This window comes from Pseudomonas sp. P4_C1 (assembly GCF_056402155.1).
The window spans coordinates 19,838-43,238 of the sequence record NZ_JBFUHY010000037.1 but is presented as its reverse complement, the minus strand read 5'-3'; the positions used below and the strand labels follow the sequence as shown (position 1 = coordinate 43,238).

Below are 23,401 nucleotides of genomic sequence, written 5' to 3'. Positions count from 1 at the left end.
GCGCCTGGCCCATGACGACCAGCAGCACTACATGAGTCGCCTGAGCCGTGAGCACGAGGAAATCTACGACGCCATTGCCCGTCAGGATTCCGATGCGGCGCGGGCCGCCATGCGTTTGCACCTKACCAACAGCCGTGAGCGGTTGCGTCATGCCCATGAAGAGGCTGAGGCGCAGCGGGGGTAAGTAATCTGCCCTTGTCCTCCATCGTCTGAACTACCGCTATCGCGAGCAGGCTCGCTCCTACAGTGGATCTCGCAACACTGAAGATCACTGTAGGAGCGAGCCTGCTCGCGATAGGGCCGTAAGCCATAAAACAAATCCAGCAGCTTTCCCCTATCTTCCGACAACGTATCTCTCAAACGACCGTTTATCACGGTGCTCGCAACTGTCCTTCCTCCGCTGAAACCCGCTAAAACTCAGGCAGACAGCCTTTCTTGTCGAACAATTTTCACCCCCAGCGATGAAATGCAGTTGACGGTTGTATTTTAAGTTGTACGATGACCTACAACTTCAGCGCGGGCTGAACGGTTTTCTCACATAACGTCGCTATCCAGGGTGTTCGAATAATGAATCCACAAGAACTGAAGTCCATCCTCTCTGCCGGTCTGCTGTCCTTCCCGGTCACCGATTTCAATGCTCAGGGCGACTTCAATCGCGCGGGTTACATCAAGCGTCTCGAATGGCTGGCCCCATACGGCGCCTCGGCTTTGTTCGCCGCGGGCGGCACCGGTGAGTTCTTCTCTCTGGCGGCCAGCGAATATTCGGAAATCATCAAGACCGCCGTCGACACCTGCGCCACCAGCGTGCCGATCCTGGCCGGCGTGGGCGGTTCGACCCGTCAAGCCATCGAATACGCTCAGGAAGCCGAGCGCCTGGGCGCCAAAGGCCTGTTGCTGCTGCCGCACTACCTGACCGAAGCCAGCCAGGACGGCGTTGCCGCTCACGTCGAAGCCGTGTGCAAATCGGTCAACATCGGCGTGGTGGTCTACAACCGTAACGTCTGCCGCCTGACCGCGCCGCTGCTGGAACGTCTGGCCGAGCGCTGCCCGAACCTGATCGGTTACAAGGATGGCCTGGGTGATATCGAGTTGATGGTGTCGATCCGTCGCCGCCTCGGTGATCGCTTCAGCTATCTGGGTGGCTTGCCGACCGCCGAAGTCTACGCCGCGGCCTACAAGGCCCTGGGCGTACCGGTCTACTCCTCGGCGGTGTTCAACTTCATCCCGAAAACCGCGATGGACTTCTACCACGCGATCGCTCGCGAAGATCACGCCACCGTCGGCAAGATCATCGACGACTTCTTCCTGCCGTACCTGGACATCCGTAACCGCAAGGCCGGTTATGCCGTGAGCATCGTCAAGGCCGGGGCAAAAATTGCCGGCTACGACGCAGGTCCTGTGCGCGCGCCGCTGACCGATCTGACCGGTGAAGAGTACGAAATGCTCGCCGCGCTGATCGACAAGCAGGGCGCGCAGTAACACCCGATAAAACCAGGGCCGCTGAGCAATCGGCGGCTTTTTGCGTTAGGACTTCTTGTAAAAGGGGCAAGCCGTGGCTGATTCAAAGCGTTTCGATAACTACATCAACGGCGAATGGGTTGCCGGTGGCGACTATTCGACCAACATCAACCCGTCCGAACTGACCGACGGCATCGGCGACTACGCCAAGGCTGATCTGGCTCAGGTCCACGCCGCCATCGACGCCGCCCGTGCCGCGTTTGCGGCCTGGTCCACTTCCGGCATTCAGGCGCGTCACGATTCCCTGGACAAAGTCGGTACCGAGATACTCACCCGTCGTGAAGAGCTCGGCACCTTGCTGGCCCGGGAAGAGGGCAAGACCCTGCCTGAAGCCATCGGCGAAGTGACCCGCGCCGGTAATATCTTCAAGTTCTTCGCCGGCGAGTGCCTGCGCCTGTCCGGCGACTACTTGCCGTCGGTGCGTCCGGGCGTCAACGTTGAAGTCACTCGCGAAGCCCTGGGCGTGGTCGGTCTGATCACCCCATGGAACTTCCCGATTGCCATCCCTGCATGGAAAATCGCTCCGGCCCTGGCCTATGGCAACTGCGTCGTGCTCAAGCCGGCGGACCTGGTTCCGGGTTGCGCCTGGGCCCTGGCCGAAATCATCTCCCGCGCAGGCTTCCCGGCCGGTGTGTTCAACCTGGTGATGGGCAGTGGTCGCGTGGTCGGCGATGCGCTGGTCAACAGCCCGAAAGTCGATGGCATCAGCTTCACCGGTTCCGTGGGCGTGGGTCGTCAGATCGCCGTCAACTGCGTGTCGCGCCAGGCCAAGGTTCAGCTGGAAATGGGTGGCAAGAACCCGCAGATCATTCTTGACGACGCCGACCTCAAGCAAGCGGTCGAACTGTCGGTACAGAGCGCGTTCTACTCCACCGGCCAGCGTTGCACCGCTTCCAGCCGCTTTATCGTCACCGCCGGCATCCACGACCAGTTCGTCGAAGCCATGGCCGAGCGCATGAAGTCGATCAAGGTCGGCCATGCATTGAAGGCGGGTACCGATATCGGTCCGGTGGTCTCGCAAGCACAACTTGAACAGGACATGAAGTACATCGACATCGGCCAGTCCGAAGGTGCGCGTCTGGTCAGCGGCGGTGGTCTGGTGACGTGCGACACCGAGGGTTACTTCCTCGCGCCAACCCTGTTTGCCGACAGCGAAGCCTCGATGCGCATCAGCCGTGAAGAGATCTTCGGCCCGGTGGCCAACATCGTCCGCGTCGCCGATTACGAAGCAGCCCTGGCCATGGCCAACGACACCGAGTTCGGGCTGTCGGCGGGCATCGCTACCACCTCGCTGAAGTACGCCAACCACTTCAAGCGCCACTCCCAGGCCGGGATGGTGATGGTCAACCTGCCGACCGCCGGTGTGGATTACCACGTTCCGTTCGGTGGGCGTAAAGGTTCATCCTATGGATCACGTGAGCAAGGTCGCTATGCGCAAGAGTTTTACACGGTCGTGAAGACCAGCTACATCGGTTCGTAAACGCAACACCTGTAGGAGCGAGCCTGCTCGCGATGGTCTCGAGGTCGCGGCTGTACACCTGATGCCCCGCGTCATCGTTGACCATCATCGCGAGCAGGCTCGCTCCTACAGGGGAGCAACTAAAGATTCACCCGCGCATAAAAATAATCAGTGGGAGTACATCTACATGCAATCGACCAAGCCGACTCACGTCCGCTATTTGATCCTGCTCATGCTGTTTCTGGTGACCACGATCAACTACGCCGACCGGGCTACCATCGCAATCGCCGGCTCCAGCCTGCAGAAAGACCTGGGCATCGACGCCGTTACCCTTGGCTACATCTTCTCCGCATTCGGTTGGGCCTACGTGGCCGGGCAAATCCCCGGTGGCTGGCTGCTGGACCGTTTCGGTTCGAAAAAAATCTACGCGTTGAGTATCTTCACCTGGTCACTGTTCACCGTGCTGCAGGGTTATGTCGGCGAGTTCGGCATGTCCACGGCAGTGGTTGCGCTGTTCATGCTGCGCTTCCTGGTAGGCCTGGCTGAAGCGCCATCCTTCCCCGGCAACGCACGTATCGTAGCGGCCTGGTTCCCGACCGCTGAGCGCGGCACTGCCTCGGCGATCTTCAACTCGGCGCAATACTTCGCCACGGTACTGTTCGCACCGCTGATGGGCTGGATCGTCTACAGCTTCGGCTGGCAGCACGTGTTTATCGTCATGGGCGTGATCGGCATCATCTTCTCCGGGATCTGGCTGAAGGTTATCCACAGCCCGCGTCAGCACCCGATGATCAATGATGCCGAGTTCAAGCACATCGCCGACAACGGCGGCATGGTCGACATGGACCAGGACAAGGGCAAAGGCAAGAAGACCGATGGTCCGAAGTGGGACTACATCCGGCAGTTGCTGACCAACCGCATGATGCTCGGCGTATACCTGGGCCAATACTGCATCAACGGCATCACCTACTTCTTCCTGACCTGGTTCCCGGTGTACCTGGTGCAGGAACGCGGCATGACCATTCTCAAGGCCGGTTTCATTGCGTCCTTGCCGGCGATCTGCGGCTTCATCGGTGGTGTATTGGGCGGGGTGATTTCCGATTACCTGCTGCGCAAAGGCCATTCCCTGACCTTCGCCCGCAAGGCGCCGATCATTGCCGGGCTGCTGGTTTCCAGCAGCATCGTGGCCTGCAACTACGTGGATGTTGAATGGATGGTGGTCGGCTTCATGGCCCTGGCGTTCTTCGGCAAAGGCGTGGGTGCACTGGGTTGGGCGGTGGTGTCCGACACCTCGCCGAAGCAGATCGCCGGCCTGAGCGGTGGCCTGTTCAACACATTCGGTAACCTCGCTTCCATCACCACCCCGATCGTCATTGGCTACATCATCAGTTCCACCGGTTCGTTCAAATGGGCACTGGTGTTCGTCGGTTGCAACGCACTGGTCGCGGTGTTCAGCTATCTGGTGATCGTGGGCCCGATCAAGCGTGTGGTGCTCAAAGAGCCACCAGCGAACGGTTCTCAAGCCCCTGGCAAATTGTCTCAAGCGCATTCCTGAGGAGCGGCGTCATGCAGTTGATTGAACATTCCGACTCGCCGCGCTACATCCGCCTGCACGAGCGGGATAACGTGGTCATCGTGGTCAATGATCAGGGCGTACCAGCCGGTACCGAATTTTCGGACGGCCTGGTCACCGTGGACTTCGTGCCGCAGAGTCACAAGGTCACCCTGGAGGACATTCCCGAAGGTGGCCAGGTGATTCGTTACGGCCAGACCATTGGCTATGCCTTGCAGCCGATTCCCCGCGGCAGTTGGGTCAAGGAAGATCAACTGCGCATGCCGACCGCGCCGCCGCTGGACAGCCTGCCGCTGTCCACCGATGTGCCGGCCGCGCAAGCACCGCTGGAAGGCTTCACCTTCGAGGGTTATCGCAACGCCGACGGCACCGTCGGCACGCGCAATATTCTCGGCATCACCACCACCGTGCAATGCGTGACCGGCGTGCTCGATCATGCGGTCAAACGCATCAAGGACGAGTTGCTGCCCAAGTACCCGCACGTCGATGACGTGGTGGCGCTGACCCACAGCTACGGCTGCGGCGTGGCCATCACCGCCACCGACGCTTACATCCCGATCCGCACCGTGCGCAACCTGGCGCGTAACCCGAACCTGGGCGGGGAAGCCCTGGTGATCAGCCTGGGCTGCGAGAAATTGCAAGCCGGGCAGGTGATGCACGACAACGACAGCTCGGTGGATCTCAGCGAGCCTTGGTTGTACCGCTTGCAGGATTCCAGCCACGGCTTCACCGAGATGATCGAGCAGATCATGGAACTGGCCGAGACGCGCTTGAAGAAGCTCGATCAGCGCCGTCGGGAAACCGTACCGGCGTCCGAGCTGATCCTCGGCATGCAGTGCGGCGGCAGTGATGCGTTCTCCGGTATCACCGCCAACCCGGCACTCGGTTATGCCTCGGACCTGTTGCTGCGGGCCGGCGCGACGGTGATGTTTTCCGAAGTCACCGAAGTGCGCGATGCCATTTACCTGCTGACCTCCCGCGCGGAAAACCAGGGCGTCGCCCAGGAACTGGTGCGGGAAATGGACTGGTACGACCGCTACCTGGCCAAGGGTGAAGCGGATCGTAGCGCCAACACCACGCCGGGCAACAAGAAGGGCGGGTTGTCGAACATTGTCGAGAAGTCCCTGGGCTCGATCGTCAAGTCCGGCAGCAGCGCGATCAATGGCGTGCTTGGCCCTGGCGAGCGTTTCAAGCGCAAAGGCCTGATCTTCTGCGCGACCCCGGCCAGCGACTTTGTCTGCGGGACGTTGCAGCTGGCGGCGGGGATGAACCTGCATGTATTCACCACCGGTCGTGGTACGCCTTACGGGTTGGCCATGGCCCCGGTCATCAAGGTCTCGACCCGGACCGAACTGGCGCAACGCTGGCCGGACCTGATCGACATCGACGCCGGGCGTATTGCCACCGGCCGCGCATCGATCGAGGAACTGGGCTGGGAGCTGTTCCACTACTACCTGGATGTGGCCAGCGGCAAGAAACAGACGTGGGCCGAGCAGCACAAACTGCATAACGACATCACCCTGTTCAACCCGGCGCCGATCACATAAGACCGCGTTATCGTTCATCGCGAGCAGGCTCGCTCCTACAATGGATCTTCTTCGTACACGGATTTTGTGTTCGACACTGGACAAATGTAGGAGCGAGCCTGCTCGCGATAGCGATCCAGCAGGCGCCGATGTGTCCGGTGGCTTATCATTAGCCCCCTAACGACGCCCACCCCAAGGTCCTCCCGGCATGCTGGCAATTTTCCTCGAAACCCTGAACATCACCGCGCCGGTGTTTGCCATGCTGTTTCTGGGGGTGCTGCTCAAGCGCATCGATTGGATCAACGATAATTTCATCCACACCGCGTCGGCACTGGTGTTCAACGTCACCATGCCGGCGTTGCTGTTTCTGGGCATCCTGCATGCCGACCTGCACGCGGCATTGCAGCCGGCGCTGTTGATCTATTTCTCCGTGGCGACCCTGGTGTGTTTTGCCATTGCCTGGGGCTGGGCGATCTGGAAGTGTCCGCGGGAAGATCGCGGGATCTACACCCAGGGCGCCTTTCGCGGTAACAACGGGGTCATCGGCCTGGCGCTGGCGGCGAGCATGTACGGTGCTTACGGGATTTCCCTCGGGGCGATTCTCGCGGCGCTGGTGATCCTGTTTTACAACACGCTCTCGACCATTGTGCTGGCGGTCTACAGCCCGGTGATCAAGTCCGATCCGTGGAGTATCTGCAAAAGCGTTTTCAGCAATCCGCTGATCATCAGCGTGATTGCGGCCGCACCGTTCGCCTGGTTCAAGATCGGTTTGCCGGGATGGCTGGAGACCTCCGGCCAGTATCTGGCGCAAACCACGCTGCCGCTGGCGCTGATCTGCATTGGCGGCACGCTGTCCCTGGCGGCACTGCGCAAAAGCGGCAACATGGCGCTGAGTTCAAGCCTGATGAAGATGATCGGCCTGCCGGTGCTGGCGACGCTGGGGGCATGGCTGTGGGGCTTTCGTGGGGCGGAACTGGGGATTCTGTTTCTGTACTTCGGCAGCCCGACGGCAGCGGCCAGCTTTGTGATGGCCCGTGCCGCCGAAGGCAATCATGAATTGGCGGCAGCCATCATCGTGATCACCACGTTGATGGCTGCCGTGACCACGAATATCGGGATCTTTTTGTTGCAGTGGGGCGGCTGGATTTAGCGGCTGGCCACATCGGGCAAGGTTTTGCACATGGGCCCGGTCTCTGGAGGTGCTGCATTCGGGTAGCGATCAGGCGTGATCTGCACCGGTGTGGTGGTGACAAAACCATCGGCGAAGGTCGCCTCGACAAAGCTCGCTGCCCAGCCCTGCTCGGGCGTATCAATCTGTACCTGGGCGCTCAAAGGCGAGGAAGGGGTGATGTTTGTCGGCTCGTAGCGAATTGCGCAGGCATCGCGGAAGTCTCGCGCCATCGGATTCACCGCGGTCCACTGAGTGACCTGAACCGGCGCTTCGGTGAACTGCAGCGAAACCGTTTTGCCCGTTGCAAGTGTGGTTGCGTTGGTCGTGATGGTGGGTAGTGGGCGATCCTGCTGCCACCGGTTGACCACTGAAATCAGCGAATTCTCGACAAATTGCCTGATCCCGGTGTGACTGGCATTAGGGGCGACGCGCAAGCTCTTCGGTCCTGGCAACTGGTCAAAATAGAAGTCCGAGTTGTCGGGCGCGAAAAAATCATCGCTGCTGGCGTTCACGATATATTTCGGGATCGACAATCGCTCTGCGTAGGCACTGTCCAGGTAGGTCATCGGATCTTCGATTTTCATCAGTTTTTTGAAGTTTTCACTGTGTCGCTGACTCAGAACGCCTTCGCCATGATAGTCATAGAAGGCCAGCGGCCAGTTTTTTCCAAAGGTTTGATAGGTATGCTCGAGTACTTTGTCTGTACCGAGACCATCAATGACAAACGGCACGACGGCATTGATTCGCTCATCGGCAATTGCCGAAAGCCAGGCTGCCCAGGCGCGTTTCGATGCCCCGGTGGCAATGAATTGGTCAACTTGCCATGGCCCAAGTTCCTTCTGGGCGAGATCCATGGTCTTGACCAGCGATGCCATCATCGGAACATGCACCGACATGTATGGGCGCGCTTCGGGATTGTTCAGAAACAGCTTCCAACTATGGGCAACACTTGAATCTTCTGTACGGGCGCGACCGTCATCGGCATACGTCAAATATTGGTTGGGGATGTTGCTGAGCGAAATGACAATGGTGCCGGTTTTGCGCGCAACTTCCAGTGCCATGGCTTGAGTGAAGTCTGTGGGGTCAGATGCCGCTTTTTTGCCGGCGGGGATGTTGGTTCCGTTATTCGCGACTAACACTGCCTGTCCGCGAGCGGCATTGTGGGGGATATAGATATCCACGTCATGTTTCCATTGTTCCGGGCTGACCAGTCCATCAGGTGACCAGCGCTGGGAGGAGAGCTCAAAGCTGCGCTTTTCGACACCTGGAAAGGTTTCGGTGCCTTTTGCAACGTAGAGTAATGGCTTGGAGGCTTCCTCTTTTTTGTAGCAGTTCAATACTTCACTGAAGTTGTAAGGGCTGCCCAGGCAGGCATTCGCGGAAGTTTCGGCTTGTACGGTAAGACTTGCAAGTGCAAGAGAAATGCAGGTGCTCGAAAGAATGACACAAAGACTGGATCGCATGGATTGGCTCTCGCTTGTTTCAAATTATATTTTATTTGTTTTTTTGCGGGGATATCTGCGGTCGGAAAAGTTTGTCTTTGTGGTGTTGATATTGAAAGTGTTTTTTAATGGGTATTGTTTGTCGGGATATTTGTATTTGGAAGTTGCAAGTATAAATGTAAATTCAATGATTTTTACTGGTTGTGCAGATTCAACGGAGAAACAAAAGTCTCTCCGTTGAATGAGTGTTTTTGCGTTATTGAGGCTGCTGGTATTGCTCGATCACTTCCTGCGCCGCCCGAAACGCATCGATCGCCGCCGGCACACCGGCATACACCGCGCAATGCAACAACGCCTCGCGAATCTCATCCACAGTGCAGCCGTTGTTCAGTGCACCGCGCACGTGACCTTTCAATTCCTGTGGGCACTTCAGTGCGGTCAGGGCGGCAAGGGTGATCAGGCTGCGGGTTTTCAACGGCAGACCTTCACGGTTCCAGACTGCGCCCCAGGCATGTTCATTGACGAAATCCTGCAACGGCTGGGTGAACTCGGTGGCGTTGCCCAGTGCGCGGTCGACGAAGGCGTCACCCATCACTTGGCGGCGAACTTCAACGCCGGGTTTTTTATTCTCGGTCATGGGACTTCCCTCTTATGGTGTTGGCGACGCCATGCGCGTAGCGACGTGAACAGTAAAAACGCCACCAACGCCGGCAGGACGAAAAGCAGCATCAAGTGTTCCAGCTTGCCGGCCAGTGGCATGCCGGTGGTGAACGACACCACGTGCAGTCCATAGGCCAGGTACAAACCCAGAAACAGCAGGCCTTCGGCGCGGGTCACCCGGTAGCCGGAGTAAAACACCGGCAGGCATAGCGCCGCGACGCCGAGCATCACCGGCAGGTCGAAATCCAGGGCGTTGGGCGACACCGACAGCGGCGACGGCGCCACCAGTGCGGTAATGCCGAGCACGCCCAAGAGGTTGAACAGGTTGCTGCCAATCACGTTGCCCACGGCAATCTCGCGCTCGCCGCGCATTGCGGCGATCAACGAAGTGGCGAGCTCAGGCAGTGACGTGCTGACAGCGACGATGGTCAGGCCGATGATCCGCTCCGACAACCCAAAATCGGTGGCGACCGCAACCGCTGCACCCAGCAACAAGTGCCCGGCGTACACCAGCATCGCCAGTCCGGCGACGATCATCAGCAGGCTGCTCAGCCATGGCGCTTGCGGGTGGTGGTCATGGCTTGATACCGGCCGTGCCGAGTGTCGCGACTGGCGCAGCAACAAGCCCAGGTAAATCGCCAGAGCGGCAAGCAATATCACGCCGTCGGCCCGGGTCAGTTCTTCATTCCAGGCGAGTACGAAAACCAACAGGCTGGCACCGATCATCAACGGAATATCCAGGCGCACCAGTTGCCGGGAAACCCGCAGCGGAATGATCAGCGCGGACAATCCGAGGGTGACAAGGATGTTGAAAATGCTGCTGCCGATCACACTGCCGACCGCGATGTCGGCGTTGTGCGCCAGGGTGGCTTGCAGGCTGACCGCCATCTGCGGGGCGCTGCTGCCGAGGGCGACGATGGTCAGGCCGATGATCAGCGGGCGTATGTGCAACCGTGCGGCAATGCGTACGGCGGCGCGCACCATCAATTCGGCGCCGACAATCAGCAGGAGCAATCCGCTGAGCAATTCGATCACGCTGATCAGGGGTAAATCGGCTAATCCGAAAATGGTCGGGGCTCCATCGGTCAGTCGTCGAGGGCTTGTACGCGAACCCGTGCGGTGCCGCTTTTGAGCATGCCCAAACGTTCGGCGGCTTCATGGGACAGGTCGATCAGGCGTCCACGGCTGTACGGGCCGCGATCATTGATGCGGACCACGCAGGACTTGTCGTTGTTCAGATTGGTGATCTTCACCCGCGTGCCAAAAGGCAACTGACGATGGGCGGCGGTCATGGAATTCTTGTTGAAACGTTCGCCGCTGGCGGTACGTTTGCCTTGGTGTTTGGCGCCGTAATACGAAGCCACGCCGGTTTTGTCGTAGCCGTGTGGATCGACAGTGTCGGTGCTGGCGCAACCGGCCAGGAGCGAGAGGAGGGCGCAAAGTCCAAGTAGACGCTTCATTTGAAAGCTTCCGAAAACAAATGTGGGAGCGACGGTGCGGCGGTCCGACTTGGTCGCGATTGACATTCTGACAGTCAACTCATCGTTGAGTGCCGGACCGCAACCGCGAGCAGGTCGAATCGTCGCACCGTCGCTCCCGCAGGGAATGGAGCCAGATTTTAGAGCTGGCTCCATCCTCATCAGCCTTCGAGCTTACTTTTCAGCAGTTCGTTGACCTGTTGCGGGTTGGCCTTGCCTTTGGAGGCTTTCATGGCCTGACCGACGAAGAAGCCGAACATTTTGCCGCGCTTGGCTTCGTCTGCCGCACGGTATTGCTCGACCTGCTCGGCGTTGGCCGCGAGCATTTCGTCCAGTACCGCCGAGATGGCGCCGGTGTCGGTCACTTGCTTGAGGCCGCGCTTGTCGATGATCTCGTCCGCGCTGCCTTCGCCGTTGGCCATCGCTTCGAACACCACCTTGGCGATCTTGCCGGAGATGGTGTTGTCCTTGATGCGCAACAGCATGCCACCCAGAAGCTCGGCGGAAACCGGCGACTCTTCGATGTCCAGGCCTTGCTTGTTGAGCAGGCTACCCAACTCGACCATCACCCAGTTCGCCGCCAGTTTGGCATCGCCGCCAATGCTCGCGACTTTTTCGAAGTAGTCGGCTTGCTCACGGCTGGTGGCCAGGACGCTGGCATCGTAGACCGACAGGCCGAATTGCTCCTGGAAGCGCTCGCGTTTCTGCGGTGGCAATTCCGGCAGGGTGGCGCGCACCTCGTCAAGGAACGAGTTCTCGATGACTACCGGCAGCAGGTCCGGATCGGGGAAGTAACGGTAGTCGTTGGCTTCCTCTTTGCTGCGCATCGGACGGGTTTCGTCCTTGTTCGGATCGTACAGGCGGGTCTGCTGGATCACTTTTCCGCCGTCTTCGATCAGCTCGATCTGACGCTGGATCTCGGAGTTGATCGCCTTCTCGATGAAACGGAACGAGTTGACGTTCTTGATCTCGCAGCGGGTGCCGAATTCGACCTGGCCTTTCGGACGGATCGACACGTTGCAGTCGCAACGCAGCGAACCTTCGGCCATGTTGCCGTCGCAGATACCCAGGTAGCGCACCAGCGCGTGGATCGCCTTGACGTAAGCCACGGCTTCCTTGGCGCTGCGCATGTCCGGCTCGGAGACGATTTCCAGCAACGGCGTGCCGGCACGGTTCAGGTCGATGCCGCTGGCGCCGCTGAATTCTTCGTGCAGGCTCTTGCCGGCGTCTTCTTCCAGATGCGCGCGGGTGATGCCGACGCGTTTGACCGTGCCGTCTTCGAGGGCGATGTCCAGGTGGCCCTTGCCGACGATCGGCAATTCCATCTGGCTGATCTGATAGCCCTTCGGCAGATCCGGGTAGAAATAGTTTTTACGGGCGAACACGTTGTGCTGGCCGATCTCGGCGTCAATCGCCAGACCGAACATCACCGCCATGCGCACCGCTTCCTGGTTCAGCACCGGCAATACGCCAGGCATGCCCAGGTCGATCAGGCTGGCCTGGGTGTTCGGCTCGGAACCGAAAGTAGTTGAACTACCGGAAAAGATTTTCGACCGGGTGGTGAGCTGGGTGTGAATCTCCAGCCCGATCACGACTTCCCATTGCATGTGTGTCTCCTCAGAAGCCTTTGCTGGGGATTTTGAAACGTCGCGAGCGAAGGTAAGGCAAGGCGAAAACTGGCGAGTAAGCGGAGTTGACTTTAGTCAATGAGCATTACGAGCCAGTTTTCAACGCAGCATTACCGAGCGCAGCAGTTTCAAAACCCCTGCGGGGTGCGGGTGTGCCAGTCAGTGTGTAACTGATACTGGTGGGCAACGTTCAACAGGCGGCCTTCCTGGAAATACGGGGCGAGCAACTGCACGCCGACCGGCAGGCCATCGACAAAACCTGCAGGCATGGACAAGCCCGGCAGACCGGCGAGGTTGGCGGTGATGGTGTAGACGTCTTCCAGGTACGCAGCGACCGGGTCGCTGTTCTTGGCGCCGAGCTTCCAGGCCGGGTTCGGCGTGGTTGGGCCGAGGATGATGTCGACCTCATTGAAGGCCGCCATGAAGTCGTTCTTGATCAAGCGACGAATCTTCTGCGCCTTGAGGTAGTAGGCGTCGTAGTAACCGGCGGACAGCGCATAGGCGCCAACCATGATCCGGCGCTGAACTTCCGGGCCGAAGCCTTCGCCACGGGAGCGCTTGTACAGGTCTTCCAGGTTTTTCGGGTCTTCGCAGCGGTAGCCGAAACGCACGCCGTCGAAACGCGACAGGTTGGAAGAGGCTTCCGCCGGGGCGATCACGTAGTACGCAGGGATCGCGTGCTGCATGTTCGGCAGGCTGATTTCCTTGACCACCGCGCCGAGCTTTTTCAATTCTTCAACGCTGGCCATGACCAGATCGGCGATGCGTGGGTCGAGACCGGCGCTGAAGTATTCCTTCGGCACGCCGATGCGCAGGCCTTGCAGCGAACCGTTGAGGCCGGCGCTGTAATCAGGCACGGGTTCGTCGATGCTGGTGGAGTCATTTGGATCGAAGCCAGCCATGCCTTGCAGCAGGATCGCACAGTCTTCGGCGGTGCGGGCCAATGGGCCGCCCTGATCGAGGCTGGACGCGTAGGCAATCATGCCCCAGCGCGAAACGCGACCGTAGGTCGGTTTCAGGCCGGTGAGGTTGGTCAGTGCTGCTGGCTGACGGATCGAACCGCCGGTGTCGGTGCCGGTGGCCGCTGGCAACAGACGAGCGGCAACCGCCGCAGCGGAGCCGCCGGACGAACCGCCAGGCACGTGTTCCAGGTTCCACGGGTTTTTCACCGCGCCGTAGTAGCTCGACTCGTTGGCCGAACCCATGGCGAATTCGTCCATGTTGGTCTTGCCCAGGGTCACGGCCCCGGCAGCGGCCAGTTTGGCGACGACAGTGGCGTCGTACGGTGCCTTGAAGTTGTCGAGCATCTTCGAGCCGCAGCTGGTGCGAATGCCCTGGGTGCAAAACAGGTCCTTGTGGGCGATCGGCGCGCCGAGCAGGGCGCCGCTCTCACCATTGGCCCGGCGGGCGTCAGCGGCTTTCGCCTGCGTCAGCGCCAGGTCCTCGGTGAGGCTGATGAAACTGTTGAGCTGCGGATCGAGCTGGGCGATGCGCGCCAGCAGGACTTTGGTCAGCTCTTCGGAGGAAAACTTTTTATCGGCGAGTCCGCGGGCGATCTCGGCCAGAGTCAATTGATGCATTGCAGGCTCTTTCCCTTTAGTCGATGACTTTCGGAACCAGGTACAGGCCGTTTTCGACCGCTGGTGCGATGGACTGGTAGGCCTCGCGGTGATTGGTCTCGGTCACGACGTCTGCACGCAGGCGCTGGCTGGCTTCCAGTGGGTGGGCCAGCGGTTCGATACCGTCGGTATTGACCGCCTGCATTTCGTCGACCAGCCCGAGAATGCTGTTGAGGGCCGAAGTGATGTGTGGAAGATCGGCATCATTGAGGCCAAGGCAGGCCAGATGAGCGATTTTTTCCACGTCGGAGCGTTCTAGCGCCATTGGGATTCTCCAGTGGAAAACAAAACGGACCGCGTCCGTGTGTTAGATTGTCGGAACACTACCGCACTTCTACGGTCATAAGGCCGCGATTGTGGGGCTTGGTGCACAGAAAAGCGGCCAATTTAACATATTGGCGCCTTGCCCAAAATCCCTGTCGTTGTTAGAGTTTGCCGCACTTTTTTACCCACGCGTTGCCTAGGGTCCCTTTCCCATGTTCAAGAAACTGCGTGGCATGTTTTCCAGCGATCTTTCCATTGACCTGGGCACTGCCAACACCCTTATTTACGTGCGCGAGCGCGGTATCGTCCTGAATGAGCCCTCCGTTGTGGCCATTCGGACACACGGTAACCAGAAAAGTGTCGTTGCTGTCGGCACCGAAGCCAAGCGCATGCTCGGCCGTACACCGGGCAACATCGCTGCCATTCGTCCGATGAAGGACGGCGTGATCGCTGACTTCAGCGTGTGCGAAAAAATGCTGCAGTACTTTATCAACAAGGTTCACGAAAACAGCTTCCTGCAGCCTAGCCCTCGCGTGTTGATCTGCGTTCCATGCAAATCCACCCAGGTTGAGCGTCGTGCCATCCGTGAATCGGCCCTTGGCGCCGGTGCCCGTGAAGTATTCCTGATCGAGGAGCCAATGGCCGCTGCGATCGGTGCCGGCCTGCCGGTTGAAGAAGCTCGCGGTTCGATGGTCGTGGATATCGGTGGCGGTACCACTGAAATCGCGCTGATCTCCCTGAACGGCGTGGTTTACGCCGAATCCGTACGCGTTGGCGGCGACCGTTTCGACGAAGCGATCATCACCTACGTGCGTCGCAACTACGGCAGCCTGATCGGCGAATCCACCGCCGAGCGCATCAAGCAGGAAATCGGTACGGCCTACCCGGGCGGCGAAGTTCGCGAAGTCGATGTTCGTGGCCGTAACCTGGCCGAAGGCGTTCCGCGCGCATTCACCCTGAACTCCAACGAAGTGCTGGAAGCTCTGCAAGAGTCCCTGGCGACCATCGTTCAGGCCGTGAAAAGCGCCCTGGAGCAATCGCCTCCGGAACTGGCTTCCGACATCGCCGAGCGTGGCCTGGTACTGACCGGTGGTGGCGCCTTGCTGCGTGACCTGGACAAATTGCTGGCCCAGGAAACCGGTCTGCCGGTGATCGTTGCCGAAGACCCGCTGACCTGCGTTGCTCGCGGCGGTGGCCGTGCATTGGAAATGATGGATAAACACACCATGGACCTGCTTTCCAGCGAATAAGTCGCCGGATCGCCTCTATGCTGTTGAGCGCGCAGGCGGCACTTTGCAGTGCTGCCTGTTCGCGTTTATCTTCTGTCAGTCTGCATCCAGGCCGGATTGCCGCCGTATGAATAAACAGAACATTTGCCTGGAAGGAGCGGCTTATTAAACCGCTTTTCACCAAGGGCCCTTCACTGGGCGTGCGCCTGTTGGTGCTGGTCGTGCTATCGGTCGCGCTGATGGTGGTCGATGCCCGTTTCAGTCTGCTCAAGCCTGCACGCAGCCAGATGTCGCTGGTGCTGATGGACGCCTACTGGATCACTGACCTGCCTGGACGACTGTGGGAAGGCGTTGCCAGTCAGTTTGGCAGCCGGACCGAACTCGTCGCCGAAAACGAAAAACTCAAAAGCGAAAACCTGCTGTTGCAGGGGCGCATGCAGAAGCTTGCCTCCCTGACTGAGCAGAATGTTCGGCTGCGCGAGTTGCTCAACTCGTCGGCACTGGTCAACGAGAAGGTCGAAGTGGCCGAGTTGATCGGCATGGACCCCAACCCCTTCACCCATCGCATCATCATCAACAAAGGTGAGCGTGACGGCGTGGTCCTCGGCCAACCAGTGCTCGATGCCCGTGGCCTGATGGGCCAGGTGGTCGAGTTGATGCCCTACACCTCCCGTGTCTTGCTGCTGACCGATACCACCCACAGTATTCCGGTGCAGGTGAACCGTAACGGTTTGCGGGCGATTGCCAGCGGCACCGGTAACCCGGAACGTCTCGAGTTGCGGCATGTGGCCGATACCGCCGACATCAAGGAAGGCGACTTGCTGGTCAGTTCCGGTCTCGGCCAACGTTTCCCGGCCGGTTATCCGGTGGCGACGGTCAAGGAAGTGATTCACGATTCCGGCCAGCCGTTTGCCATTGTCCGCGCCATTCCGACCGCCGCCTTGAACCGTAGCCGTTACCTGCTGTTGGTGTTCAGCGACAACCGGACTGCCGAAGAGCGCGCCAACGACGCCGCCCAGGCTCAGGAAAGCCTGGACGCGCAGGGCGGTGGGCCGATCATTCCGGCGACGGTGCCGAAACTGGTCAATCCGGCAGCCCCGGCTGTGCCGGCCGCTGCACCCGCGGCGCCTGCCACGGCGACCCCGGCAACCGCTGCGCCGGCAAAACCGGCCACCACGCCAGCCAAACCGGCGGCCGCTAAACCGCCGGCCACCAAGCCCGTTGCTGCGAAGCCTGCCGCCAAGCCGCCGGCCTCTGCGCCGGCCACTCCTGTGGGAAGAGAATAATGGCCGGTGTAAAAGCATCCCGAAACGGCTGGATAGTCTGGCTGACGTTCGCCGTCGGTCTGCTGTTGAGCGTTTCGCCTCTGCCGCAATTCATGGAAATCCTGCGCCCGCTGTGGCTGGCCTTGTTGCTGGCATTCTGGGCGTTGAACCTGCCTCAGACCGTCGGGATGGTGACGGCGTTTTGCCTGGGGCTGGCTGAAGACGTGCTCTACGGTACCTTGCTGGGGCAGAACGCCTTGATCCTGACCCTCATCACCTACCTGGTGCTGGCGCTGCAGCAACGTCTGCGGATGTTCCCGATGTGGCAACAGAGCCTGGTGATCCTGGTGATCTTCGGCCTCGCCCAGCTTGTACAACTATGGCTCAGTGCCTTGACCGGCAATCGTCAGCCGACGCTGGCGCTGGTGCTGCCGGCACTGGTCAGTGCATTGCTCTGGCCCTGGATCAGTTTCGGTTTGCGCGGATTGCGTCGACGCTACAAAATCAATTGATTCGCTCAGGCATTAGACAGGGAGAGGTCTTGATGAAACGGTTGTACCTCGCCTCTGGCTCGCCGCGTCGGCGTGAATTGCTCACGCAGATCGGCGTTCCGTTCTCCGCCGTCAGTGCGGACATCGATGAAACCCCTATAGCTCAAGAATCCCCATCGGCCTACGTCGAGCGCCTGGCGCGCGGCAAGGCCGAGGCCGGGCGCGGCGGCGTCGTGTCTGACGAACCGTTCTGCGTGCTCGGCGCCGATACCGCCGTGGTGCAGGGCGGAAAAATTCTCGGCAAACCGGTTGATCAAGCGGATGCGTGCGCCATGCTGATGATGTTGTCAGGGTGTGAGCATGAGGTCCTGACCGCGATTGCAGTGCTCGATGGCGAACGTTGCGAGTCCCGGGTTGTCACCAGTCGGGTGCGATTTCGTGCTATCAGTCGCGATGAAGCCGCGGCCTACTGGGCCAGCGGCGAACCACGGGACAAGGCGGGCGGTTATGGCATTCAAGGACTGGGTGCGGTGTTTGTCGCCGGGCTCAATGGAAGTTATTCAGCGGTAGTCGGACTACCGCTTTGCGAAACCGCGGAACTGCTCGGCCATTTCGGCATACCCTGTTGGCAACCCCGGAACGCGCTTTAAGCGTCGTCCTGAACAGATGCGGCCATTATCGTGAACATGCCTGAACGAGACCCTGCCATGAGTGAAGAGATCCTGATCAACATCACGCCGATGGAATCACGCGTGGCGGTGGTCGAAAACGGTGTCCTGCAAGAGGTCCATGTCGAGCGCACGCAAAAGCGCGGGATCGTCGGCAACATCTATAAAGGCAAAGTCGTGCGGGTATTGCCGGGGATGCAGGCAGCATTCGTCGATATCGGCCTGGATCGTGCTGCATTCATTCATGCGTCGGAAATTTCCCTGCGCGAAGGCCCGGCGGTCGAGAGCATCAGTGCACTGGTGCACGAAGGCCAGAGCCTGGTGGTGCAAGTGACCAAGGACCCGATCGGTTCCAAGGGCGCGCGCCTGACCACTCAGCTGTCGATCCCTTCGCGTTACCTGGTGTACATGCCACGCACGGCCCATGTCGGCATTTCCCTGAAGATCGAAGACGAGGCCGAGCGCGAGCGACTCAAGCAAGTGGTCACCGATTGCGTGGCCAAGGAAGGGATCAAGGAAGCTGGCGGTTTCATTCTGCGCACGGCAGCCGAAGGCGCCGGCGCCGATGAAATCCTCATGGACATCCGCTACCTGCGAAGGCTCTGGGATCAGATCAGCGCCCAGATCAAAACCATCAGCGCGCCCAGCGTGATCTACGAAGACCTCGGTTTGGCGCTGCGCACCCTGCGTGATCTGGTGAGCCCGAAAATCGAGAAGATCCGCATCGACTCCCGGGAAACCTTCCAGAAAACCACGCAATTCGTCGCCGAATTGATGCCCGAGATTGCCGACCGTCTGGAGCATTACCCGGGCGAGCGGCCGATTTTTGACCTGTATGGCGTCGAAGACGAAATCCAGAAGGCTCTCGAGCGCAAGGTCCCGCTCAAGTCCGGCGGTTACCTGGTGGTCGACCCGGCGGAAGCCATGAGCACCATCGACGTCAACACCGGAGCGTTCGTCGGCCATCGCAACCTCGAAGAAACCATTTTCAAGACCAACCTCGAAGCCGCGACAGCCATCGCTCGTCAATTGCGCCTGCGCAACCTCGGCGGAATCATCATCATCGACTTCATCGACATGGAAGATGAAGAACACCAGCGCCAGGTGCTGCGCACGCTCGAAAAGCAACTGGAGCGCGATCACGCCAAGACCAACATCATCGGTATCACCGAACTGGGCCTGGTGCAGATGACCCGCAAGCGCACCCGCGAAAGCCTTGAACAAGTGTTGTGCGAGCCGTGCAATGCCTGTCAGGGGCGCGGCAAGCTCAAGACCCCGGAAACCGTTTGCTACGAAATCTTCCGCGAAATCCTGCGTGAAGCGCGCGCCTATCAAGCGGAAGGCTATCGTGTATTGGCAAACCAGAAAGTGGTGGACCGCCTGCTCGACGAAGAGTCGGGCAACGTCGCCGAGCTGGAAGGGTTTATCGGGCGCACCATCCGCTTTCAGGTCGAAACCATGTATTCCCAGGAACAATACGACGTGGTGCTGCTCTGAAGCGTATCGTTTTGATTGTTCGAGAATGGCTGGCCTCAGCTTTTTGCAAAAATTTTGCCATGGGGGCCACCTGACATGGACCGTCTGACACGCATTTTGGCCGCACTGACCCGCTGGGGTCTGGGCCTGTGCGCGTTGGTTTTGGTGTTGATGGCGCTCTACGTCAGCCTGGGCCGGGAGCTGACGCCGTTAGTCGCCGAGTACCGTGCCGACATAGAAACCAAAGCCAGCGATGCCTTGGGCATGCCGTTGCAGATCGGCGAGCTCGAAGGCAACTGGAGTGGATTCGCCCCCATACTGATGGCGCATGACGTGACTGTCGGCGAGGGCGCCAATGCCTTGCACCTGGATCAGGTGCGTGCGGTGCCTGACCTTTGGGCCAGCCTGCTGGCCCGTCAGGTACGCATCGCTCATCTGGAGCTCAGCGGCCTGAAGATCAGCGTCAAGGAGGGTAACGACGGTCAATGGGCACTGGAAGGTTTGCCGGTGCAGCAGGACCAGCCAACCGATCCGGAACAGTTGCTCAATCGCATGCAGATGATCCAGCAATTGTCGGTGCTGGACAGCCAGGTGACCTTGCAGCCGTTTGCACAGTCGCCGCTGACCCTGACCTACGTCGGCCTCAATCTGAAAACCGGGGCGTCGCGGCAGCGGCTCGACGCGCGGCTGACGCTGCCCGACGGCCAGCCCGTGGCCATGAGCCTGCGTACCCGCATTCGTGCCAGCCAATGGCAGGACTCTGAAGCCGAGTTTTACCTGAGCCTGCCGCAAAGCGACTGGTCGAAGTGGCTGCCCGAGCGAGTGACCCAAGAGTGGAGTTTCTCTGAGATCAAAGCCGGTGGCGAGCTTTGGCTGACCTGGGGCAAAGGCACCTTGCAAAGCGCTGCGGTGCGTTTGAATGCGCCACAACTCAAGGGTGCCTATGCCGAGCGCAAACAGATCCAGATCAACAATCTGGCCCTGAACGGCTACTTCCAGCGCAGTGCCGAAGGCGCGTCAGTGACTCTCGATTCCCTGGCGATGAACCTCGGCGAGACCCGCTGGGAAACGCATTTGCAGCTCAAGCAAACCGCGGCCACTGATAAAACCGAAGAGCTCTGGCACCTGCAAGCCGACCGGGTCGATCTCACTCCGCTGACCCCGCTGCTCAACGCTATGGCGCCGTTGCCAGAAGGTTTTGCCACGGTCGTCGAGCGGCTCAAAGTCACGGGCAGCCTGCGTAACGTGCTGGTCGACTTGCGCCCCAATGCCACAGACGACAGCAAGTTCGGCTTTGCCGCCAATCTCGACCAGGTAGGCTTCGATGCCTATCACGGTGCGCCGGCGGCGCGAAATGTCAGCGGCAGCATCAGTGGTGATCTGGGGCGCGGCGAATTGCGCATGGACAGCAAGGATTTCATGCTGCATCTGGACCCTATTTTCGCCAAGCCATGGCAGTACATTCAGGCCAATGCGCGGCTGACCTGGAAGCTCGATAAAGAAGGTTTCACCCTGATTGCGCCGTACCTGAAGGTGCTGGGCGAGGAAGGCAAGATCGCCGGCGACTTCCTGATTCGCCTGCATTTCGATCACACCCAGGAAGACTACATGGACCTGCGGGTTGGCATGGTGGACGGAGACGGTCGCTACACCGCCAAGTACCTGCCGGCAGTCCTCAGCCCGGCGCTGGACGAATGGCTGCGTACCGCGATTCTCAAGGGCGCGGTGGATCAAGGCTTCTTCCAGTATCAAGGGTCGCTCAGCCACGGTGCCGCAGACGAGGATCGCAGCATCAGCCTGTACTTCAAGGTTCACGATGCCGAACTGGCCTTCCAGCCGGGCTGGCCCCATGTCAGCAAGGTCAGCGGCGATGTGTTTGTCGAAGACAGCGGCGTGCGGATTCTGGCCAGCAAGGGCCAGTTGCTCGATACCCAGGTCAACGATGTTTACGTCGACATTCCCCATGTGCCTGCCGGGCAGAACGTCCATTTGTTCCTCGATGGCGGATTTGCCGGCGGTTTGGGCGATGGCCTGAAAATCCTCCAGGAAGCGCCGATCGGTACCGGGGCAACCTTTGCCGGGTGGGAAGGCGAGGGTGATCTGCAAGGTAAGTTGAAGCTGGATATTCCGCTGGCGAAAGGCGAGGAGCCGAAGATCCTCGTCGACTTCAAGACCGCCAAGGCGCGCTTGAAACTGGCTGAACCTGTGCTGGAGTTGACCCAGCTCAAAGGTGATTTCCGTTTCGACAGTGCCAAGGGCCTGAGTGGACAGGGCATCAGCGCACGGGCGTTCGACAAGCCAGTCACCGCACAGATTTTTGCCGACGGCAGCCCGGGTAAGCTCAATACCCGGGTGACCGCGTCGGGCCAGGTCGAGGTCAGGAAGCTGACCGACTGGCTGAAGGTGACCCAGCCTCTGCCGGTGAGTGGCGTGATCCCGTATCAACTGCAACTGACCCTGGATGGTGCCAATAGCCAGTTGAGGGTCAATTCCAGCCTCAAGGGTGTGGCCGTCGATTTGCCTGCACCGTTCGGCATGACGTCCGAGGCTGGTCGCGACACGACGTTCCGCATGACCTTGCAGGGCGACGAGCGGCGCTATTGGGTCAACTACGGGGACCTGGCGAGTTTCACGTTCGCCGCACCGGCCAGCAATTTCGCCGACGGTCGCGGGGAATTGTCCCTCGGTGGCGGCGAGGCCGTGTTGCCTGACGCCAAAGGCCTGCGGATACGGGGCGTATTATCGGAGCTGGACGTTGGCCCGTGGAAGGATCTGGCGGATAAATACGCCGGAGAGGACCCCGGCGGCAGCGCCAGGCAATTGCTCAGCGGCGCGGACTTCAAGGTGGACAAGCTTAGCGGTATCGGCACCACGCTCGACCAGGCCTCGATTCAGCTGATGCGCAAACCTTCCGCCTGGGCGCTGCAACTCGACAGCCAGCAGATCAAGGGCAGCGCGAGCTTGCCCGATGCGAAAGCCTCGCCGATCACGATCAATCTGCAAACCGTGCGTCTGCCGGCACCGGACCCGGCCGTGCTGGCCGATGAAAACTCGCCGGATCCGCTGGCGTCGGTGGACCCGACGAAAATCCCCGCGATGGACATCACCATCAATCAGTTATTCCAGGGGCAGGATCTGGTAGGGGGCTGGTCGCTGAAGATTCGTCCTACGCCCAAAGGCATCGTGTTCAACTCGCTGGACCTGGGCCTCAAGGGCATACTGTTGGTGGGCAGCGGTGGCTGGGAAGGCATGCCCGGCGCCAGCAACAGCTGGTACAAGGGACGCATCAGTGGCAAGAACCTCGCCGATGTGCTCAAGGGCTGGGGGTTTGCGCCGAGCGTCACCAGCAAGGACTTTTATATGGATGTCGATGGCCGCTGGCCCGGCTCGCCAGCCTGGGTGGCGACCAAGCGTTTCTCCGGCTCGCTCGATGCGACGCTTAATCAGGGCCAGTTCGTCGAAGTCGAAGGCAGTGCCCAGGCGCTGCGGGTATTTGGTTTACTCAACTTCAACTCCATCGGCCGGCGCCTGCGCCTGGACTTCTCCGACCTGTTCGGCAAAGGTCTGAGTTATGACCGGGTCAAAGGGCTGCTGGTTGGGACCAATGGCGTGTATGTCACCCAGGAGCCGATCCGGCTGACCGGCCCTTCGAGCACTATTGAACTGGACGGCACCCTGAACATGGTGGCCGATCAGATCGATGCGAAACTGATGGTGACCTTGCCGGTGACCAATAACCTGCCGATTGCCGCACTGATCGTCGGTGCACCCGCGGTCGGCGGGGCACTGTTCCTGATCGACAAGCTGATCGGCGACCGGGTCTCCCGTTTCGCCAGTGTGAAGTACAGGGTCCAAGGGCCGTGGAAAGAGCCGAAAATCACCTTCGACAAGGCTTTTTGAGGTCCTTTTTCAAAAGGCACTCGGCAAGTCTATG

The 23,401-nt window shown here is 59.9% G+C and carries 17 protein-coding genes and 2 pseudogenes; 12 read left to right on the top strand and 7 right to left on the bottom strand.

The features are described from left to right. From AC1DU9_RS19140 to AC1DU9_RS19115, 6 genes and pseudogenes are all read left to right on the top strand, one after another. Nucleotides 1-184: FCD domain-containing protein (locus tag AC1DU9_RS19140; protein ID WP_477810623.1), on the top strand; the 184-nt coding region annotated here is incomplete at its 5' end. A 383-nt stretch (nucleotides 185-567) separates the two neighbouring features. Next, complete coding sequence (kdgD, locus tag AC1DU9_RS19135) at nucleotides 568-1,479, top strand: 5-dehydro-4-deoxyglucarate dehydratase (RefSeq protein WP_007981458.1); 912 nt, start codon at nucleotides 568-570, stop codon at nucleotides 1,477-1,479. 73 nt (nucleotides 1,480-1,552) lie between these two features. Then, nucleotides 1,553-2,998: an aldehyde dehydrogenase family protein gene (locus tag AC1DU9_RS19130; protein ID WP_477810622.1), complete on the top strand. Its 1,446-nt coding sequence runs from the start codon at nucleotides 1,553-1,555 to the stop codon at nucleotides 2,996-2,998. 136 nt (nucleotides 2,999-3,134) lie between these two features. Next, nucleotides 3,135-4,532, top strand: a pseudogene (locus tag AC1DU9_RS19125) (MFS transporter); the annotation flags it as partial. Between the two features lie 11 nt (nucleotides 4,533-4,543). Further along, the gene (gene garD / locus AC1DU9_RS19120; RefSeq protein WP_477810621.1) at nucleotides 4,544-6,097 is read left to right on the top strand and encodes a galactarate dehydratase; all 1,554 of its coding nucleotides are present in this window, start codon (nucleotides 4,544-4,546) and stop codon (nucleotides 6,095-6,097) included. Nucleotides 6,098-6,284: 187 nt separating this feature from the next. Continuing rightward, nucleotides 6,285-7,226: an AEC family transporter gene (locus AC1DU9_RS19115; RefSeq protein ID WP_223458674.1), complete on the top strand. Its 942-nt coding sequence runs from the start codon at nucleotides 6,285-6,287 to the stop codon at nucleotides 7,224-7,226. Here the strand turns inward: AC1DU9_RS19115 and AC1DU9_RS19110 are convergent. From AC1DU9_RS19110 to gatC, 7 genes and pseudogenes are all read right to left on the bottom strand, one after another. Continuing rightward, entirely contained in the window at nucleotides 7,223-8,710 is a 1,488-nt protein-coding gene (locus AC1DU9_RS19110; RefSeq protein WP_223458676.1) for a PhoPQ-activated pathogenicity-related family protein, read from the bottom strand. The genes AC1DU9_RS19115 and AC1DU9_RS19110 overlap by 4 nt on opposite strands. 235 nt (nucleotides 8,711-8,945) lie before the next feature. Next, a complete protein-coding gene (locus AC1DU9_RS19105; RefSeq protein WP_477810620.1) occupies nucleotides 8,946-9,326 on the bottom strand; it encodes a carboxymuconolactone decarboxylase family protein in 381 nt (126 codons plus the stop codon). Further along, nucleotides 9,323-10,384 carry a calcium/sodium antiporter gene (locus AC1DU9_RS19100; protein ID WP_477810619.1) on the bottom strand — a complete coding sequence of 354 codons (1,062 nt, stop codon included), beginning with the start codon at nucleotides 10,382-10,384 and terminating at the stop codon, nucleotides 9,323-9,325. Before AC1DU9_RS19100 ends, AC1DU9_RS19105 begins: the two co-directional genes overlap by 4 nt. A gap of 50 nt (nucleotides 10,385-10,434) precedes the next feature. Next, the gene (locus AC1DU9_RS19095) at nucleotides 10,435-10,809 is read right to left on the bottom strand and encodes a septal ring lytic transglycosylase RlpA family protein (RefSeq protein ID WP_223458683.1); all 375 of its coding nucleotides are present in this window, start codon (nucleotides 10,807-10,809) and stop codon (nucleotides 10,435-10,437) included. Nucleotides 10,810-10,988: 179 nt separating this feature from the next. Continuing rightward, a pseudogene (gene gatB / locus AC1DU9_RS19090) lies at nucleotides 10,989-12,437 on the bottom strand (Asp-tRNA(Asn)/Glu-tRNA(Gln) amidotransferase subunit GatB); the annotation flags it as partial. Between the two features lie 146 nt (nucleotides 12,438-12,583). Continuing rightward, nucleotides 12,584-14,035 carry an Asp-tRNA(Asn)/Glu-tRNA(Gln) amidotransferase subunit GatA gene (gatA, locus tag AC1DU9_RS19085; protein ID WP_223458685.1) on the bottom strand — a complete coding sequence of 484 codons (1,452 nt, stop codon included), beginning with the start codon at nucleotides 14,033-14,035 and terminating at the stop codon, nucleotides 12,584-12,586. A gap of 16 nt (nucleotides 14,036-14,051) precedes the next feature. Further along, a complete protein-coding gene (gatC, locus tag AC1DU9_RS19080; RefSeq protein ID WP_007901429.1) occupies nucleotides 14,052-14,339 on the bottom strand; it encodes an Asp-tRNA(Asn)/Glu-tRNA(Gln) amidotransferase subunit GatC in 288 nt (95 codons plus the stop codon). A gap of 211 nt (nucleotides 14,340-14,550) precedes the next feature. Between gatC and mreB the strand changes: the two genes are divergently transcribed. From mreB to AC1DU9_RS19050, 6 genes are all read left to right on the top strand, one after another. Continuing rightward, entirely contained in the window at nucleotides 14,551-15,588 is a 1,038-nt protein-coding gene (mreB, locus tag AC1DU9_RS19075; RefSeq protein ID WP_002555108.1) for a rod shape-determining protein MreB, read from the top strand. A 191-nt stretch (nucleotides 15,589-15,779) separates the two neighbouring features. Further along, a complete protein-coding gene (gene mreC / locus AC1DU9_RS19070) occupies nucleotides 15,780-16,853 on the top strand; it encodes a rod shape-determining protein MreC (RefSeq protein WP_411740700.1) in 1,074 nt (357 codons plus the stop codon). Then, entirely contained in the window at nucleotides 16,853-17,344 is a 492-nt protein-coding gene (gene mreD, locus AC1DU9_RS19065; RefSeq protein WP_103394147.1) for a rod shape-determining protein MreD, read from the top strand. The genes mreC and mreD overlap by 1 nt, the downstream gene beginning before the upstream one ends. A 32-nt stretch (nucleotides 17,345-17,376) precedes the next feature. Further along, the gene (locus AC1DU9_RS19060) at nucleotides 17,377-17,973 is read left to right on the top strand and encodes a Maf family protein (protein ID WP_477810618.1); all 597 of its coding nucleotides are present in this window, start codon (nucleotides 17,377-17,379) and stop codon (nucleotides 17,971-17,973) included. 57 nt (nucleotides 17,974-18,030) lie between these two features. Beyond that, the gene (rng, locus tag AC1DU9_RS19055; protein ID WP_007970246.1) at nucleotides 18,031-19,488 is read left to right on the top strand and encodes a ribonuclease G; all 1,458 of its coding nucleotides are present in this window, start codon (nucleotides 18,031-18,033) and stop codon (nucleotides 19,486-19,488) included. Between the two features lie 75 nt (nucleotides 19,489-19,563). Beyond that, nucleotides 19,564-23,367 (top strand): YhdP family protein, encoded by a 3,804-nt coding sequence (locus AC1DU9_RS19050; protein ID WP_477810617.1) that lies wholly within the window; start codon nucleotides 19,564-19,566, stop codon nucleotides 23,365-23,367. Nucleotides 23,368-23,401: the final 34 nt, after the last annotated feature.

Bases quoted from the DNA above. Each gene is read 5' to 3' on its own strand.
- kdgD (WP_007981458.1), top strand. From the start codon at position 568: ATGAATCCACAAGAACTGAAGTCCATCCTCTCTGCCGGTCTGCTGTCC.
- garD (WP_477810621.1), top strand. From the start codon at position 4,544: ATGCAGTTGATTGAACATTCCGACTCGCCGCGCTACATCCGCCTGCAC.
- AC1DU9_RS19115 (WP_223458674.1), top strand. From the start codon at position 6,285: ATGCTGGCAATTTTCCTCGAAACCCTGAACATCACCGCGCCGGTGTTT.
- AC1DU9_RS19110 (WP_223458676.1), bottom strand. From the start codon at position 8,710: ATGCGATCCAGTCTTTGTGTCATTCTTTCGAGCACCTGCATTTCTCTT.
- AC1DU9_RS19105 (WP_477810620.1), bottom strand. From the start codon at position 9,326: ATGACCGAGAATAAAAAACCCGGCGTTGAAGTTCGCCGCCAAGTGATG.
- AC1DU9_RS19095 (WP_223458683.1), bottom strand. From the start codon at position 10,809: ATGAAGCGTCTACTTGGACTTTGCGCCCTCCTCTCGCTCCTGGCCGGT.
- gatA (WP_223458685.1), bottom strand. From the start codon at position 14,035: ATGCATCAATTGACTCTGGCCGAGATCGCCCGCGGACTCGCCGATAAA.
- gatC (WP_007901429.1), bottom strand. From the start codon at position 14,339: ATGGCGCTAGAACGCTCCGACGTGGAAAAAATCGCTCATCTGGCCTGC.
- mreB (WP_002555108.1), top strand. From the start codon at position 14,551: ATGTTCAAGAAACTGCGTGGCATGTTTTCCAGCGATCTTTCCATTGAC.
- mreD (WP_103394147.1), top strand. From the start codon at position 16,853: ATGGCCGGTGTAAAAGCATCCCGAAACGGCTGGATAGTCTGGCTGACG.
- AC1DU9_RS19060 (WP_477810618.1), top strand. From the start codon at position 17,377: ATGAAACGGTTGTACCTCGCCTCTGGCTCGCCGCGTCGGCGTGAATTG.
- rng (WP_007970246.1), top strand. From the start codon at position 18,031: ATGAGTGAAGAGATCCTGATCAACATCACGCCGATGGAATCACGCGTG.
- AC1DU9_RS19050 (WP_477810617.1), top strand. From the start codon at position 19,564: ATGGACCGTCTGACACGCATTTTGGCCGCACTGACCCGCTGGGGTCTG.